The sequence below is a fragment of the Amycolatopsis sp. WAC 04169 genome, from assembly GCF_003947535.1.
In the GTDB taxonomy this organism is placed as follows: domain Bacteria; phylum Actinomycetota; class Actinomycetes; order Mycobacteriales; family Pseudonocardiaceae; genus Amycolatopsis; species Amycolatopsis keratiniphila.
On record NZ_QHJI01000010.1, the window covers coordinates 129,195 to 144,676 of the forward strand.

Genomic DNA, 15,482 nt, shown 5'->3' on the forward strand with positions numbered 1-15,482 from the left:
AGGAGGACGGGTTGCCGGACCACAACGAATTCTCAAGGGTGTTGCTACTCGCCGTCGACGCGTGGCGCTACAGCGATCGTGACGCGCGGCAGCAGTTCGACCTTCAGGAGGCGCTCTCTTCGGCGGTCGATGCGGCCGGAACCGCAGCTGGCCTTGACCCCGCGACCTGGCGGATACAGGAGGCCGGGGACGGATTCTTGGCCGTCATCGCGGACGGCGCCGAACTCACCCTGATCGATCCGTTCGTCCGGGAGCTGGACAACCGGCTTGAGCTGTTCAACCGCGATAGACGACCCGAAGCGCGGCTTCGGCTGCGCCTCGCGATACACCATGGTGGTGCCCTGCCCGCCGCTTACGGCTTCGCCTCGGACGGCCCGATACACGTCTGCCGGCTCCGTGATGCCAAACCGGTCCGGGAGGCGTTGACGGATCATCCCGAAGCCAACCTCGTGCAGGTCGTTTCGGAGGCTATCTTCGACGGATCCGTCCGCCAGGGGCTCACCACCCTACGTGTCCACGACTTCGCCCGAGTCCAGGTCGAAGAGACGGACAAACGATTCCGGAGCGGGGCCTGGATCCGCGTGCCCGGTCACTCCCCCGCGCGACCAGCCGACCAAGCCGCCTTCGCCATTCGTGTCGAGCGCGGGAGGATCCCGGAGGCCTCTGACAGTTCCGTCGCACAGGCCGTGTGTGCTTCCTTCGACGCCGCTGGAATCTCGCCGACCGAGGGGCCCGACGACACCGAGGGAGTCGTGACCTTGTCGCCTCGTGTCACTGGCGGCCTCCTGCTCGGCGTCTGGCTACACCATTTACAGCAGGCGCTCGCGATCGGTGACTGCCCCAAGGTGTCCGTCGGCATCGCGTTCGGTCACAACACCGACGAGGCGCGCAAGCTCGCTTCCGAAGAAGCCGCTATGGCCGTCCTCGGTCGTGTCGCGGACGCGAACATCGCCGTCGTGCTGTCCGACGAAGTCCACCGGCGATTCGTCCAGGGAACCAGCGCTCGATTGGTCATGCCCGACAGCTACCGAAAGATCGATACCCATCCCGGATCCTGGCTCCGGGTTCTTGGCTATTCCATACCGCCGGATGCGGGGCAGCCCGCCAGTGCCACCTCGCCGGTACCGCCCGCCCCGGCGGCGGGCCCTTTCCACGGACCTGTTTCCAACATCGGGAGCGCTGTCATACACGGGTCCTACATCAACGGGACCGTGTACAACGGCGACGGATCGCCCCGATGAGCGAAGAAGCCAACGACGCACCGGGCGCCACGGCGCCGGCGACCTCACCTCCTCCAGCCGGTCAACCGACGGCGAAGTCGGCGGAGAGCAATGCACCTGACGACGAAAAACGGCTCTCCGGTGACGACGCCCGCGGAGAGAATCAAGCGCTCTTCACCGGCGCGCGTTACTTCACCCACAGCGGCACCCGGTATGGGCCGACCTCGAGCATCGGGTCCTTGCAAACCCAGGACATGCAAGTCGGAGATCGCTATCAGATCTTCGTCGGGCAGACCGTGGAACGAACCGTCGGAGCGGTGCGCCGAGAACTGCTTCACTGGGTTAGAGAACGATACTTCCAAGTGGATCGGTACCTGGAGTTCCTCGCCGGACTCGAGGAGCGACATCTCCTGGTGCTGCGCGGCCGTCCAGGTACGGGCCGGGTCACCACCGCGCTGCATTTGCTCGACCGGCTCACTCCGAACCAGGTTTCCCGATGGGAATGCGGCAAGACCGCGAAGTCACTCACCCGGGGCAAGTTCGAACGCAAGAACGTCGGTTACCTAGCGGAGTTGTCACCGCGAGTCAGTGGCGGTCTGACCGAAACGATACTCGATGATCTCCAGAAACAACTCAAAGACTCGAAATCCTACGGCGTTCTGGTCATTCCGGAAGACCCTCGGGATATCGAATCGTTCGGGGGTTACGCCTTCGACTACCAGGCTCCAGAACCCTCTCAACTTCTCAGGAAGCACATTCAGCACGAGATCCTTCCCGACGATCCTCCAGGCTTCGAGGAGAAGCTTCTCCGGTTGAGTGAAGCAGATTGGGCGATGGCGGCGCTGGGGCCGTGTCCCTGCCCGCTGGAGTCGGTCAGGATGGCGGCGCTGCTCGCACAACACGCGCGAGGTGAGATCGATCGGGACGAGGTCGAGCGCGAAGCCGAGCGTGCGGTGCACTTCCAGGTCGCCGAGTGGTTCGCGGAACTGCTCGGCCTCACTCCCGGAGCCGAACTGGACGAGGCGTTGCGACTAGCCGCGTTCCGGATCGCGTTGGCCGTGCTCAACCGGTCGCCGTACACCGTCGTGACCGAAGCCGCCGATCTACTGACCCGAAAACTCGTCGGGAACGACGACAAAGCCAAGAAGGACAAGCGCCAAGGCTCACTGTTCGCAGACGATCAAGGTGCGCGTTTGCCGGCGCTTCGCGCGAGGATCATCGACGGACACGCGACGTTCGGCCGCGAGCTGATCCCGATGGAGTTGTTGGAGTTCCACGACCCGCGCTACCCGACGGCCGTTCTGGACCATGTCTGGAAGAACCATCACCGGTTGCGAGAGCAGTTCGGTCCGTGGTTCAAGGAACTCGGCAAGGACAGCAGGCCGATGATGTGGGTCCGGGCCGCACAGGCGACCGGCTACCTGGGCCGTCACGATTTCGTGTACGTGTACACCAAGATGATCTCGCCGAACGCTTCCTCGGATGAGTGGAAGGACTTCCTCTTCATCAGGCGACGGTCGGCCGCGATCGCCCTGGATCAAGCAGCACAAGACGACGAAATCCGGCCGGCGATCCTCGAACGGCTCCGGAAATGGCGTCGGTACGGAACTCCGGAGGAGCGTTGGACGGCCGCCGCCACTTACGGTTTCGCCTTGGGACGACGAGACGTCCACTACGCGCTGGAAGAACTCCGCGTACTCGGCACACCGTCGGAACGCAGAATGCCGTTGACCGGCGACACCGACAGCGAGATCGTCTGGATAGCCGGGTTCAGCGTCGCCAAACTGCTCGCTTTCGGCAGGGTGACCGAGGTGCTCGACCACCTGCGCCGGTGGTTGGCGAGCGATCGGAGCAGCTTGCGCCGGCTCGCTTTGACGAGCCTCAAGCACCTCGCGAGTTTCTATGGGTTCGAGCTCGACTACCTCTCGCTGTCGATGGAAGACGACCGTCCTGTCCTGCCACCCCACGCGGAGCGGTGGCCGTTGTTGCTCGCACTGTCCACTAAGGACGCTGAAGTCGCCCGGCGGGTCACCGGACTCCTGACGCAAGCTTTACGAAGTCGTGAAGGCGACACCTTGGCCAGGTTCCTGCTGGCTCGGTGGGTCCGCTCCGGCGAGCACGACCCCGCCCTGCTCGACGAACTGGCGCGATTCATGACGGGCCTGGTGGCTCACGAGGGCGACGCTCAACGGTTGCATTACCTGCTGAACAGGCTGGTCGGCGACTGGGCGGACCCACTTCAGCCGAAGGTGGCGGACCAGTTGAACACGGCGGTGAAAGCGGGCGAACAGAGGAGGACTGCAGCGTGACCGAGAAGACGGCTGACCCGCAAGAAGCCAAGGAGAAGCCCGCACAGACCGTGACAGTCTCGCCTTCAGCGCCATCGGACGGCGGTTGGCAGGAAGCCGCGGCACAGAATTATCCCTCGGCGGTGAAGACCCTGCCCTCGTCCGCCTACTCGCCGATCGCGGATGGTGGCCGTGTCGGCAGGCTGAAGCTCGTCCGAAAAGGCTCGGTTGCGCGCCCATGGGTCGCCCGCGTGTTCGTCAAGGGAAACGGTCAGCTCGACGTCTTTTCCCGGAAACACCAGCCGACGATCGGGGAACTCGTGTGGAGTGGATATCGGTCCGTCTACGACGTGGATCTCTCACTTCGTAATCTTTCTTTGGACGTCACACTACCGAGTGCCGGGGAGGCCTTCGTCTTCCGCACGGAAGTGGATGTCCAGTGGCGGGTCGAGGCACCGGAGATCGTTGTCACGAAGGGGCTCACGGACATCCGTCCGGTCGTGGTACCCCGACTGCTGGCCGGGCTCCGACAGTCGAGCAGGTCACTGGAGACGTCCGATGTCGAGACCGCGGAGAAGGAGACGAATGCCTATTTCGACTCGAAGTGGCTCCTCGACGAATACGGGCTTTGGACGAACGTCCTGGTGCGTTTGCGCATGGATGCACAAGCGGAACGCAACATACGACTCGAAGCAGAGGTTCGGGCGTTCAAGCATCTCATCGAGAACGGCGACCTCGACCAGTTCGCGTTGCAACTGGCACAGAATCCGCAGGACGTCCAAGCGGTGGTGGAGGTCTTGGTGGCCGAGCGCGACAACCACCGCAAGGAGGTCGTCGAGTTCATCACCCGCCTCATCGAGTCGGACGCGTTGGATCGCTGGCAGATCGACGACCAGGTCCGGGTCATGATGCAGTGGATGCAGGCCTCGATCAACAGGGTGCTGACCGGCACGGACGCCGCGCGTCAACTGTCCTTCGACGACCACCGGCACCGCGGCCCTTCCAGGCCGGAACAGGACGGCTCGTCGTCTCCCGCCGACGACCCCGGCGGCGAATGATGTGGTCGGCGTTCCCTCACGCTTTGGCGAATTCGGTACTCCTCGTCGCGATAGCCTGTATCGCTGTCAGGTTCGTCCTCCCGGTCTTGCTCAGAACCCTGGTCGAGCCGGCACGCGAGGTCGTCTCACTGATCGCGGCCGTGCTCGTCCTACCGGAATACTGGATCAGCCGCGCCCACCGTCGCAACGGCGGTACACCACACCACTTCGCCTACATATACGGCGACGGTGTCGTCCGCTTGGCCGCCCTCGGTGATCGGAGCGTTGTTCTACTGCTGCGTTCTTTGGCGCGAGCTGCGGTCGCGGTGCACCCGATCGCCGTCGCCGTCGTCGTGGTGGCATGGCAGGTCGCCACGTCGGTGTGACGATGATCATGACCCACCTGTAGCGCACATGCGGTTCGCGTGCTTGACGGGACAGCACGCGTGCCGTCCATCCAGTCACGTGTGTCGTCCGTCCAGTCACGCGAAACGGCCACCCGCGCACTAGCCGATAGGTGCCCAGAACACGGCCAGCTCGAACGACCCCAATCACTCACGACGACGGCTACACCAGCTTGCGCAACGCCTCCCGCAAAGCGGCAAGAGCGGCTTCGGGCTCATCCCAGAAGATCATGTGCCCGGCCTTCGGGATCTCGACGAACTCGGCCGTCGGATTGCGCTCGGCCGCTTCGGCCGCACCGGCGGCCGTAACGACCGGACTCGCGCCCCCGTACAGGAAGTACGTCGGCGCGGGCACCTTCGGCCAGTCGTCGAAGAAGTCCTCGCTTTCGAAACCGGCGTGGGTCGCCGCGATCGCGGAACGGGAGCACGAAGACAGCCAGCGGGCACGCAGTTCCTGTTCCCGGCGCGGCCATCGCGGCCACGATCGGGCCACCTCGTCGGCGTCGGTGCCCCGGCGAGCCTGGTCGAGTTGCCCGAGAAAGGCATCGAGTGTGGTCGGATACGGCGCCCGCCCGGGGCCGCTCAGCGGCGGATCGGCCAGCACCGTGCCCCGAAGCGGCCGGGTGGTGGCGGCACGGGCGGCGATCCTCGCGCCCATCGAGTGTCCGAAAAGGATCGGATCGCGCAGCCCGAGTCCGTCCACGACCGCGTCGACGTCCGCGGCGTAGCTCGCCAAGTCGTACTCCGCGGCGTCATCGGACAACCCGCGGCCGCGGACGTCGAGCACGATCGGCCGCACGAGGTCGGTGAGTTCCCGTGCCACGAAGTCCATCGTGACCGCCGGGCTGGTGATCCCCGGCAGCACGAGCACCGGGACACCGTCGGCGGGACCGTAGTCGAGGACGTGCAGCCGGACCGGACCCGACGTCACCCAGCGGCTGGTCGCCGGAACGTCGCCGAGATCCGCCAAAGCGGGTTGCCCGAGCGTGCGGCGATCCAGATCCGCGAGATACGTCAGCGCTTCGTCGAGTCCGACGACGTCCGCGTATTTCGCTTGCAGGTCGAACAAAGCGGCATCGTGGGGCCCGGCAGCGCGGTCACCACAGGCTTCCCGGACGACGAGCGTGTCGAAACCGGACTGGACGGCGTCGACGGCGGTCGCGCGGACACATCCCGAAGTCGTCGCGCCGCAGACGACGACGGTGTCCGTGCCCAGACTCGTGAGGAGCGCGGCCAGCGAAGTCCCGTGGAACGCCGAGGCGCCCTTCTTCAGGATGAGATGGTCGCCTTCACGCTGTTCGAGCCTCGGGTCGAGGGCGACCGCTTCGCTGCCTTCGCGGAGTGCCCGCATCCCGGGTGCTTTCCGCAGCCACGCCACGGCGTCGCCGTCCGCCTCGGCGGGTGTGTAACTGATCGCGGTGTAGATCACCGGCACGCCCTGTCGCCGTGCTTCGGCGACGAGGGCGGTGGTCGCGGTGACTTCGGCGGTGAGGTCGGCGCCGGACGGGAACGCGGGTTCGGTGAAGCCCCGCGTCAGGTCGACCACGACCAGCGCCGGACGCGATCCGCGCGGCACGCTCGCGCCGAAACCGGCTCGGTCGTACACGCTGTCGAGGCTTTCATCCACGGCCACGCTGCAACTCCTTGATCAGTTTGTCCTGGGTGCGGATCCGGCCCAGCAGCCAGCCCTGGAACAGCCCGAGGGCCGCGGCGGCCGCGATCACGCCGTAGCGTTTGACGCCCTCCGGAAGCACCATGGCGAGACCGTCGACGGCCTCCGGCACCGGCGCGGGAGCGGCGCTCGTGGCCGCGACGGGCCCCGCTCGGAGCTGGTCGGCGAGATTGCGGGCGAACTGGTCGAGCAGCCGGGTGGAGACGGCGCCGATCGCGCCCTTGCCGAATTGGGCGAGCTTGCCGCGGATCGACAGATCGGTGCGCAGTTCGATGGTGGCGCCGCCGGTTGCCTCGCGCACGGTCAGCGTCACGTCGGCCTCGGCGTCGCCGTTGCCGTGGGCGTCCGCTCCCCTGGCCACCAGCCGCAGGCTGCGGTCGGCCTCGGTGACGTCGGTGAACCGCACGGTGCCCGAGTAGGCGGCGGTGATCGGGCCGACCTTGACCTTCACGCGGCCGAGATAGGCGTCGTCCTGCCGTCCGTCGAGGGTCGCGCCGGGCAGGCAGCCCGCCACCCGCTCGACGTCGTTGATCAAGGCGAAGACCTCGTCGGGTCCGGCCGGTACGGACAGCTGGTTCTCCAGGATCACGCTGTCGCCTCCTTCTCCTTGGCGTGGCATCGACGGGTCGCGGTCGCCTCGATCGCGTCCACGATCGTCTGATAACCGGTGCAGCGGCACAGATTCGCCGACACGGCCTCGCGGATCTCCTCGCGGCCGGCGTCCGGCCGCTGAGCCAGAAAACCCTCGGCCAGCATGAGGAATCCGGGGGTGCAGAAGCCGCACTGCAGGCCGTGGTGCTCGCTGAAAGACCGCTGCAGATCGGAAAGTTCGCCGTCGCGTCCCAGCGATTCGACCGTGCGGATCTCGGCCGACTCCGCCTGCACGGCGAACATCAGGCACGCCCGCACCGGTTCGCCGTCGACGAGGACGGTGCAGGCGCCGCACACCCCGTGCTCGCAGCCGACGTGGGTGCCGGTGAGCCCGAGGTCGTGCCGCAGCACGTCGAGCAGGGTCTTGCGCGGCTCGACGAGGGCCTCGTGCGGCTCGCCGTTGACGTTCAGGACGATCAGGTGCCGGTCGCTCATGATGGAACGCTCATTTCCTTGTGGACCCCCGCGTCGAGCGCGGCGAGCACGGTCTGCGGATGCACCGGGGTCACGTCGAGTTCGACCCCCGTGTGGCGCAACGCGTCGTTGATCGCGTTCAGCACCGCGGCGGGCGCGCCGATCGTGCCGCCCTCCCCCGCCCCCTTCGCGCCGTTTTCCGTGAACGCGCAAGGGGTTTCGAGATGGGTGACGGTGATGTCGGGGATCTCCGTCGCGGTCGGGACCAGGTAGTCGATGAAGCTCGCGGCCGACGGTTCCCCGTTGCCCGCGTAGGTGATCTCCTCGAACAGCGCGCCGGCGATGCCTTGCGCGATCCCGCCGCGGCACTGGCCGTCGACGACCTGCGGGTGGATCACCACCCCGCAGTCCTCCACGCACGCGTAGCGCAGGATCTTGATCTGACCGGTGCCCGGATCGGCCTCGACGACCACGGCGTGCGTGGCGTTGGAAAAGGTGCCGTCCCCGGGCACGTCGAAGCTGGCCGTGGCCGTCAACGTCGGCTCGACGTCCTTGGGCAGCAGGTGACTGCGCAGGTACGCCACGTCGGCGATCTCCTCGAACGACGCGCGGCACTCCGGATCGTCGATCTGGACGACGCCGCCGTCACCGTCGAGGCGGACGTTGTCGGGGCTCGTCTCGAGCAGATGCGCGGCGATCTTGCACAGCAGTTCGCCGAGTTTCCCGGCCGCGAGGGACACCGCCGAGCCACCGATCGTCACCGAGCGGGAGGCGAAAGTCCCCCAGCCGTAGGCGATGCGCTCGGTGTCGCCCTGACGCAGTTTGACCTGGTCGAGGTGCAGCCCGAGCCGGTCGGCCACGATCTGCGCCAGCGTCGTCTCGTGCGACTGGCCGTGGTTCATGGTCCCGCTGGTGACCACGACCGATCCGGTGGTGTCCATCCGGATCTCGGAGATGTCGAAACCGGGCACCACCGCCATCTTGCGTTTGGCGAAGGCGCCCGAGCCGTATCCGGTCCGCTCGGAGAAACAGCAGTAGCCGATGCCGATGTGCCTGCCTTCGGCCGCCGCACGGTCCCGGATCTCGTACCAGCCCTCGTCCCGGATCGCCGCTTCGGCGAGCTCGAGCGATTCGCGGTAGGTGCCGGGGTCGTAGGTGATGGCGTTGACACCGGTGTACGGGAACTGCGTGATCACGTTGCGCCGCCTGATCTCGACCGGATCGAGGCCGAGTTCCCTGGCGGCGCGTTCCATGATCCGCTCGATCGCCATCACGTACTGCGGACGGCTGACGCCACGATAGGGCGCCGTCGGTGCCTTGTTGCTCGCGATGGCGCGGGCACGGACACGGTATTCGGGCACCTGGTACACGCTCGGCATCTCGGCCGACGCCATCAGCGGCTCGATCCCCGCCGTGAACGGATAACAGGAGTAGGCGCCCATGTCGCAGACGACGTCGACGTCCAGCGCGGTGATCCGCCCGTCCTCGTCGAACGCCGCCAGCGTGCGGTAACGCTGTTCCCTGGCGAGGAATCCGGCCGTGAGCGCCTCGCGGCGGTCTTCGATCCACTTCACCGGCCGGTTCAGCCGCCGGGCCGCCGCCGCGACCGCGATCTCCTCGCGGCCGACGACGCATTTCTGGCCGAAACCCCCGCCCATGTCCGGGACGGTGACCCGCACGGTGCGTTCGGGGACCCGCAGCGAACGGGCCATCGCCGTGCGCACCTGATGCGGCACCTGCGTGCACATCTGGACGAGCAGCTGGTCGTCGTGGTCGTCCCAGGAGGCGACCACTCCCCGTGTTTCGAGCGGGAGCGCGTTCTGCCGTCCGCTCTTCGTGACGACCTCGACCACCCGGCCGCCGCCCGCACGGGCCGCCTCGAACGCCGCGTCGACACCGGGTGTGTCGAACATCGACACGTCGACCAGCACGTTGCCCGGCGCCTCGTCGTGCACGAGCGGAGCGCCCTCGGCGAACGCCGACTCCTCCGACACGATCGCCCCGAGCGGCTCGTAATCCACCACCGCGGCCTCGACACCGTCCTCGGCGCTGTACGGATCGCGGGCGACGACCAGCGCCACCGGTTCGCCGGTGAACCGCACCTTTTCCCTGGCCAGGATCGGCATCGCGGTCGGCGAGAACTCCTCGGGCGGGCGGTCGAGCAACGCGACGATGTCACCGAGTGCCAGGTCTTCCGCCGTATACGCGGCGACGACGCCATCGACCGCCAGAGTCGCCGACAGGTCGATCCCGGCGAGCTTGCCGTGCGCGACCGTCGAACGCACGAAGGCGGCGTGCAGCATTCCGGGCAGCTGGATGTCGTCGACGAACCGGCCGCGGCCGGTGAGCAGACGGGGATCCTCACGCCGGGGCACCGACGCGCCGACCCAGCGGCCCTGGCGCCCGTCGAACCGTGCGGTCATCGCGTTTCTCCTTTCTCCCAGGCCTCGTGCAGCGTCTGGGTGACGAGCGTCCGCGCCAGCCGTCGGCGGTAGGCCGCGCTGCCCGCCGCGTCGCCGGGCGGATCGATCGCCGCCGCGGCGGCCGCACCGCACGCGGCGAACAGCTCCGGACCGGGAACGCCGCCGTCGAGCAGTGCCTCGGCCTCGGGCACCCGGACGGGCGCGGGGGCCACGCCGCCGAGCACGACCCGGCCCCCGTTCTCCGCGTCGATGCTCACGGCGGCGTCGACGATCGCGAAATCGCCGTGGCGACGGGCGAACTCGGTCACCGCGGCCCGGGGCGACGGCCTGGTGAAACGCACCGCCGTCACGACCTCGTCCGGTTCGACGGCCGTGGTGTAGAAGCCGTGGAACATCTCCGCGGCCGGGATCTCCCTGGGACCGCGCGGGCCTTCGGCGACGATCACCGCGTCGAGCAGCAGGGCGAGCAGGCACCATTCCGCGGTCGCGTCACCGTGGACGATGCTGCCCGCCACCGTGCCGCGGGAGCGGATCGGCAGGTGCCCCACCCACCGCATCGCGCGGGAGAGCACGTCGAAATCCGGCCCGAACTCGGAGACCTCCACCGCCCGATGGGTGACCAGCGCGCCGATCGTGAGGCCGGAACCGTTACGCCGGAAGGAGTTCAGCGCCGGGTCCCGGCGCAGCGGTCCCAGATCCACCAGCGCCGTGGGGCGGGCGAGCCGGAAGTTCATCATCGGCATCAGGCTCTGGCCGCCGGCGATGAGTTTCGGATCCTCGCCCGCCGCGGCGAGCTCGCCGAGCAGGCCGACGGCGTCGGTGACGTCGTGGGCCCGGTGGTACCGGAACGCGGCGGGCTTCACAGAGCCGTCCTGGTTTCGGCGGATGGCTCGGCCGGGTCGACGATCCGGTCGAGTTCGCGGCCGCGGGTCTCCGGCGCGCCCGTCATCATGAACAAGACCGCGGCCACCACGAGCACCCCCAGCACCGCGAAGGTGAGGGGCAACCCGAGCACCGGCCACAGCACGCTGCCGAACAGCAGGGGCGCGAAACCGGTGATCGCCCGGCTCGACGACGACGCCCAGCCGAATCCCGAGGCCCGCAGTTCCGTCGGGTACAGCTCGGAGACGTAGGCGTACATCACCGGGATGACCACCAGCGCGAACAGGCCGAACGCGCCGATCGCCACGACCGCCGCGGCAGGCGTGTCGAGCAGCAGGGAGAACACCACGAGCGACAGTGCGGTGAGCGGACCGGCGACCATGATGATCCGCTTGCGGCCGACCTTGTCGACCAGGAGCACGGCCACCGCGACACCCACGATGCCGGTCGCGTTCATGAGCGCGGTCGAGGCGAAGGCGGCGATCTCGCCGAATCCCTGCGCCCGCAGGATGGACGGCATCCAGCTGAGCGCGGCGTAGTAGACCAGCATGACGCTGATGAACAGCGACCACGCCACCGCCGTGATCCTCGGGTTGAACGCCCACACCCGGCGCAGCTGGTCGAACGCGGCCGCGACCGCGCCGCCGCGGGTGTCCTCGACCACCGCGGGCGGGATCGAGTACGGCTCCGGAGTCGCTCCCGTGCGGCGCACGAGGTCGTCGATCACCGCCCGTGCCTCCGCCTCTCGGCCCTTGCGCACCAGGTACAGCGGTGATTCCGGGACGCCACGCCGCACCCAGAACAGCAGCAGCGCGGGCAGGATCATCAAGACCAGCATCCAGCGCCAGTTCCCCTCGACCGGGAGCAGCAGCGTCGCGCTGACGGCGGCCAGCGTGGTCCCGATCGGCCACCAGCCGTCCATCGCGGACAGCACCCGGCCGCGATGCTTGCGCGGCGAGAACTCGCTGACGATCGCGTAGTCGACCGGGATGCAGCCGCCCAGTCCGATCCCCGCCAGGAAACGCAGGGCGAGGAACGTCTCCACGTTCGGCGCGAGCGCGCCCAGCACGGAGAACAGCGCGAACAGCAGCAGCGTGATGCTGAACGCCTTCTTCCGGCCGATCCGGTCGGCGATCGTGCCCCAGGCGACCGCGCCCACGGCCATGCCGATCAGGTTCGCGGTGGCCACCAGGCCCCTCCCGCCGGCGGACAACCCGAATTCCGTCCCGACCAGCGGGGTGAGGAATCCGTTCAACGCGACGTCCCAGGCATCGAACATGTAGCCCAGCCCGCCGATGAGGAAGATCTTTCCCTGAACGCTCCAACGCCAGGGCAGGTCCTGGACGATCTGATCACCAGTACGCATGAACCACTCCGATGCGATTGCCGGCCAGCGCGCCTCAGCGGGCGAACTGGTAGTGGATGGACTCGGTGTCGGGGTCGGTGAGCGGGCTGCCGTTCCACAGCCAGTCGTAGGACACGTCGGATTCGCCGTCGAAGCGCCGCAGCTTCTCGTCCCGTTCGCGCTGTTCGGGACCGTCGGGCAAGTGGTAGAAGTCCATGTTCTGCAGCGAGGCGTCCTGCACCATGCCCGCGTGCTTGGCGCGCCGGTCCACGTAGCGGACCAAAGCACCGTCGATCCCGTCGCGGGTCACCCGCCCCAGCTCCTCGGCCAGCACCGCGGCGTCCTCCATCGCCTGCGACGCGCCCTGTGCCTGGTACGGCAACATGGCGTGGCACGCGTCGCCGAGCAGGGCGACCCGGCCGTCGACCCAGACCGGGTCACGGCGACGGCGGTACATCGCCCACACCGAGACGTCCTCGTCCTTCGCCTTCGCCAGCATCGTCGGAACCCGATCGTCCCAGTCGTGGTACTCCGCGGCGAGTTCGGCGGCGGTCGCCGGACCGCTCCAGTCCTTGGCCACCGATTCGGTGCACGGCACGATCGCGACCACGTTGAGGTACTCCCCGCCGCGGATCATGTAGTGCACCAGGTGTTTGTTGGGGCCGTACCAGATCGTGGAGTGATAGCGGTCCACCAGGAAGCGGGTGGCGGGGTCCTGGGCGATCAGGTCGCCGGAGATCAAGGCCCGGTAGGCCATCTCACCGGAGAACGCGAGGGTGTCGTCGAAGCCGGCGAGATCGCGTACCGAAGACCGGATGCCGTCCGCCCCGATCACGACGTCGCCGGTGAACCGTCGCCCGTCGGCGGTGATCACGGCGGGCCGGTCCGGCGCCGTCCGGTCGAGATCGACCACCCGCGCACCGGTCGCCACCCGCACCACCGGGCCGGTCCCGTCGGGATCCAGGCAGGCGTCGAGCAGGACTCCGTGCAGGTCGGCGCGGTGGTAGTGCCAGTAGGGCGCGCCGTACTGGTCGGTCACCCGGCTGCCCAGCTGCAGCTGGGCGATGATGCTGCCGTCGGCCCACCGACGGCGCACCTGGTCCTGCGGCTCGGTCCGCACCCGCTCCAGCCGGGCGCGCAGCCCCAGCCCGATGAGGATCCGGCTGGCGTTCGGCGCGGTCTGGATCCCCGCGCCGATCTCGCCCAGCGCCGGGGCGGCCTCGACCACGGTGACGCGCAAACCCCGCTGCCGCAAGGACAACGCGGCGCAGAGCCCGCCGAGCCCGCCACCGACGACAACGACCTCAAACGACTGACTCGCGGCCATGCCCGCCTCCCGTCTTCGTCAACGTTTCCGTGCCGCTGAGCAACCTCCCGGCGCCGGGCACCGTGGGCTCGACGCCGAGTTCCGTCAGGATCCGGAACGTCGTGGCCGTCGCCGCCGACAGGACCGGGATCCCGATCTCGTCCTCCACCGGCTGGATCGCGGGCAGCGACGGCATCTGCACACAGGCGGACAGCACCAGGGCGTCCACATCGGACAGGTTCAGTTTGCGATGGTGTTCCCGCAACCCGGCGGGGTCCAGCCGGGCAACGGCGAGGTTGTCCGGCACCTCCAGGGAAAGGGCGTCGGCGACCTCGACCCCGGCGTCCTCGATGTAGTCCGCCACCGCCTTGGTCAACGGCTTCATATACGGCGTGATGATCGCGACCTTGCGGGCGCCGAGCGCACCGAGCCCGGACAGCAGCGCACCGGCACTGGAGACGACCGGCGCGTCGCAGCCCTCTTCCCGCAGCACCCGCGTGATGTCGTCTTCGGCGGTGCAGTGGTAGCCGGGTCCCTGCGCCATGATCGCCACGAGACACGCGGTGGCGACGACGTCGGGTTTGGCGTCGGCGAGTTCGGCCGCCGCCCGGCCGGCCTGGGCGTTCATCGCCCGCAACTGTTCGGGTTCGACGTGCCGCATCCTGGCCCGCGCGGAATGGAAGACGAACCGGTCGCCCGGATCGGCTTCCTCCCTGGCGCGCAGCATCCGCGGCAGCTCGGTCTCCATCGTGAGATTCGAGCTGGGGACGATCATCCCGATGTGGTGGTCGGTCATCGGCGGGCCGCCGGACGCATCTCGGCGACGGTCAGCTCGCCGTTGTCGACGATCAGTTCGTCGTCCAGGTAAAGGGAATTGCCGCGCATCGGGATGTCGAAGTGGCACGGGGTGTCGTTCGGGCCGCCGAGCTCGTTGTTGGGGCCGATGGAGAACATGACGTTGCCGTAGAAACTCCGCAGCTCCATGCCCATCCCGCCGGGGAACTGGGTCAGGCCGTGCCAGTGCGCGCGTTCGTCGAGGCCCCAGCCCACGTGGCTCATGCCGTAGCCACGCGGATCCTCGAAGCTCTCGATGTAGGAACGCAGCAGATCCGCGTCCAGTCCGGACGATCCGGCCCCGCCGCGGATGTCCCGGATGAAACCCTGCTCGATGGTGATTTCGACCGGGGTCTGTACGTAGGTGTTGAACGGCAACAGAACGTCGCCCGGCGACAGCACGATCTTCCCGTCGACGCCGTCGTCGGCACCGCCGGTGAACACGAACGCCGCCGGCCAGTGGTCCCAGCGGCCGGGGGTGTCGGTGTAGCCGTATTCGGACAGCGTCGGGTACACGCCGAGCTGATAGGTGACGTCAGTACCCGCGGGGCTGGTGATCCGCATCGTGCCCGCCTTGGCCAGGAGTTCCGCGCCGATCTCCACGCGCTCGCGCAGTTCCTTCGTCGGCATGAGCCTGGCCAGCAGTTCGGGCGGCTCGACGGCGGTGAGGATCCGGGTCCCCGCGTCCTGGATGGCGAACTGTTCCTTGCTGAACAACAGGAACGTGCAGTCGACCACCATGTCGACGCTCTTGAGCGCCTCGACCGCCAGCGGGATGTTCCCGAGCCCCGAGTCGCCCACCGCCCACGCGCCCGCCGCGCTGACCGGCGAGGGCAGCCGCATGTGGTAGGCCGAAGCGCCGAGCTGCTGAGCGGCCCACAGGAAGGCGTCGGCGTACTCCGCCCGCTCACCGCCGCGGGTCAGCACCACCACGGTCTCGCCCTCGTGCACCCCCGAGAACGTCAGCTGGCGCAAACAGATGTCGTTGAACAGATTCCGGTCCATC

The 15,482-nt window shown here is 68.1% G+C and carries 13 protein-coding genes; 4 read left to right on the top strand and 9 right to left on the bottom strand.

Features of this window, described 5'->3' with window-relative positions:
• Nucleotides 1–11: 11 nt before the first annotated feature.
• The 4 genes from DMC61_RS28085 (at nt 12) to DMC61_RS28100 (ending at nt 4,931) form a co-directional block, all read left to right on the top strand.
• A complete protein-coding gene (locus DMC61_RS28085) occupies nt 12–1,241 on the top strand; it encodes a hypothetical protein (RefSeq protein ID WP_125692654.1) in 1,230 nt (409 codons plus the stop codon).
• 341 nt (nt 1,242–1,582) lie between these two features.
• Nucleotides 1,583–3,529 (top strand): hypothetical protein, encoded by a 1,947-nt coding sequence (locus tag DMC61_RS28090; RefSeq protein ID WP_125692656.1) that lies wholly within the window; start codon nt 1,583–1,585, stop codon nt 3,527–3,529.
• Entirely contained in the window at nt 3,526–4,566 is a 1,041-nt protein-coding gene (locus tag DMC61_RS28095; protein ID WP_125692658.1) for a hypothetical protein, read from the top strand. The genes DMC61_RS28090 and DMC61_RS28095 overlap by 4 nt, the downstream gene beginning before the upstream one ends.
• Nucleotides 4,567–4,652: 86 nt before the next feature.
• Nucleotides 4,653–4,931, top strand: coding sequence for a hypothetical protein (locus DMC61_RS28100; RefSeq protein WP_125692660.1), 279 nt, complete (start codon nt 4,653–4,655; stop codon nt 4,929–4,931).
• 181 nt (nt 4,932–5,112) lie between these two features.
• On the opposite strand, the gene DMC61_RS28105 is transcribed toward DMC61_RS28100, so the two are convergent.
• From DMC61_RS28105 to DMC61_RS28145, 9 genes are read right to left on the bottom strand one after another with little or no spacing between them, the layout of a single operon-like run.
• Nucleotides 5,113–6,582 carry an isochorismatase family protein gene (locus DMC61_RS28105; RefSeq protein WP_125692662.1) on the bottom strand — a complete coding sequence of 490 codons (1,470 nt, stop codon included), beginning with the start codon at nt 6,580–6,582 and terminating at the stop codon, nt 5,113–5,115.
• Nucleotides 6,569–7,210, bottom strand: coding sequence for an SRPBCC family protein (locus DMC61_RS28110; RefSeq protein ID WP_125692664.1), 642 nt, complete (start codon nt 7,208–7,210; stop codon nt 6,569–6,571). The genes DMC61_RS28105 and DMC61_RS28110 overlap by 14 nt, the downstream gene beginning before the upstream one ends.
• On the bottom strand, nt 7,207–7,707 hold the full coding sequence (locus tag DMC61_RS28115; protein WP_016335102.1) for a (2Fe-2S)-binding protein: 501 nt from the start codon (nt 7,705–7,707) through the stop codon (nt 7,207–7,209). Before DMC61_RS28115 ends, DMC61_RS28110 begins: the two co-directional genes overlap by 4 nt.
• Complete coding sequence (locus DMC61_RS28120; RefSeq protein WP_125692666.1) at nt 7,704–10,109, bottom strand: xanthine dehydrogenase family protein molybdopterin-binding subunit; 2,406 nt, start codon at nt 10,107–10,109, stop codon at nt 7,704–7,706. Before DMC61_RS28120 ends, DMC61_RS28115 begins: the two co-directional genes overlap by 4 nt.
• On the bottom strand, nt 10,106–10,972 hold the full coding sequence (locus tag DMC61_RS28125) for a xanthine dehydrogenase family protein subunit M (protein ID WP_125692668.1): 867 nt from the start codon (nt 10,970–10,972) through the stop codon (nt 10,106–10,108). The genes DMC61_RS28120 and DMC61_RS28125 overlap by 4 nt, the downstream gene beginning before the upstream one ends.
• A complete protein-coding gene (locus DMC61_RS28130; RefSeq protein ID WP_125692670.1) occupies nt 10,969–12,357 on the bottom strand; it encodes an MFS transporter in 1,389 nt (462 codons plus the stop codon). Before DMC61_RS28130 ends, DMC61_RS28125 begins: the two co-directional genes overlap by 4 nt.
• A gap of 34 nt (nt 12,358–12,391) precedes the next feature.
• Nucleotides 12,392–13,663 carry an FAD-dependent monooxygenase gene (locus DMC61_RS28135; protein ID WP_125692672.1) on the bottom strand — a complete coding sequence of 424 codons (1,272 nt, stop codon included), beginning with the start codon at nt 13,661–13,663 and terminating at the stop codon, nt 12,392–12,394.
• Nucleotides 13,641–14,438: an aspartate/glutamate racemase family protein gene (locus tag DMC61_RS28140; protein ID WP_125692674.1), complete on the bottom strand. Its 798-nt coding sequence runs from the start codon at nt 14,436–14,438 to the stop codon at nt 13,641–13,643. The genes DMC61_RS28135 and DMC61_RS28140 overlap by 23 nt, the downstream gene beginning before the upstream one ends.
• Nucleotides 14,435–15,481: a leucyl aminopeptidase gene (locus DMC61_RS28145; protein ID WP_034314998.1), complete on the bottom strand. Its 1,047-nt coding sequence runs from the start codon at nt 15,479–15,481 to the stop codon at nt 14,435–14,437. The genes DMC61_RS28140 and DMC61_RS28145 overlap by 4 nt, the downstream gene beginning before the upstream one ends.
• Nucleotide 15,482 lies beyond the last annotated feature (1 nt).

Bases quoted from the DNA above. Each gene is read 5' to 3' on its own strand.
- DMC61_RS28130 (WP_125692670.1), bottom strand. From the start codon at position 12,357: ATGCGTACTGGTGATCAGATCGTCCAGGACCTGCCCTGGCGTTGGAGC.
- DMC61_RS28120 (WP_125692666.1), bottom strand. From the start codon at position 10,109: ATGACCGCACGGTTCGACGGGCGCCAGGGCCGCTGGGTCGGCGCGTCG.
- DMC61_RS28115 (WP_016335102.1), bottom strand. From the start codon at position 7,707: ATGAGCGACCGGCACCTGATCGTCCTGAACGTCAACGGCGAGCCGCAC.
- DMC61_RS28140 (WP_125692674.1), bottom strand. From the start codon at position 14,438: ATGACCGACCACCACATCGGGATGATCGTCCCCAGCTCGAATCTCACG.
- DMC61_RS28135 (WP_125692672.1), bottom strand. From the start codon at position 13,663: ATGGCCGCGAGTCAGTCGTTTGAGGTCGTTGTCGTCGGTGGCGGGCTC.
- DMC61_RS28145 (WP_034314998.1), bottom strand. From the start codon at position 15,481: ATGGACCGGAATCTGTTCAACGACATCTGTTTGCGCCAGCTGACGTTC.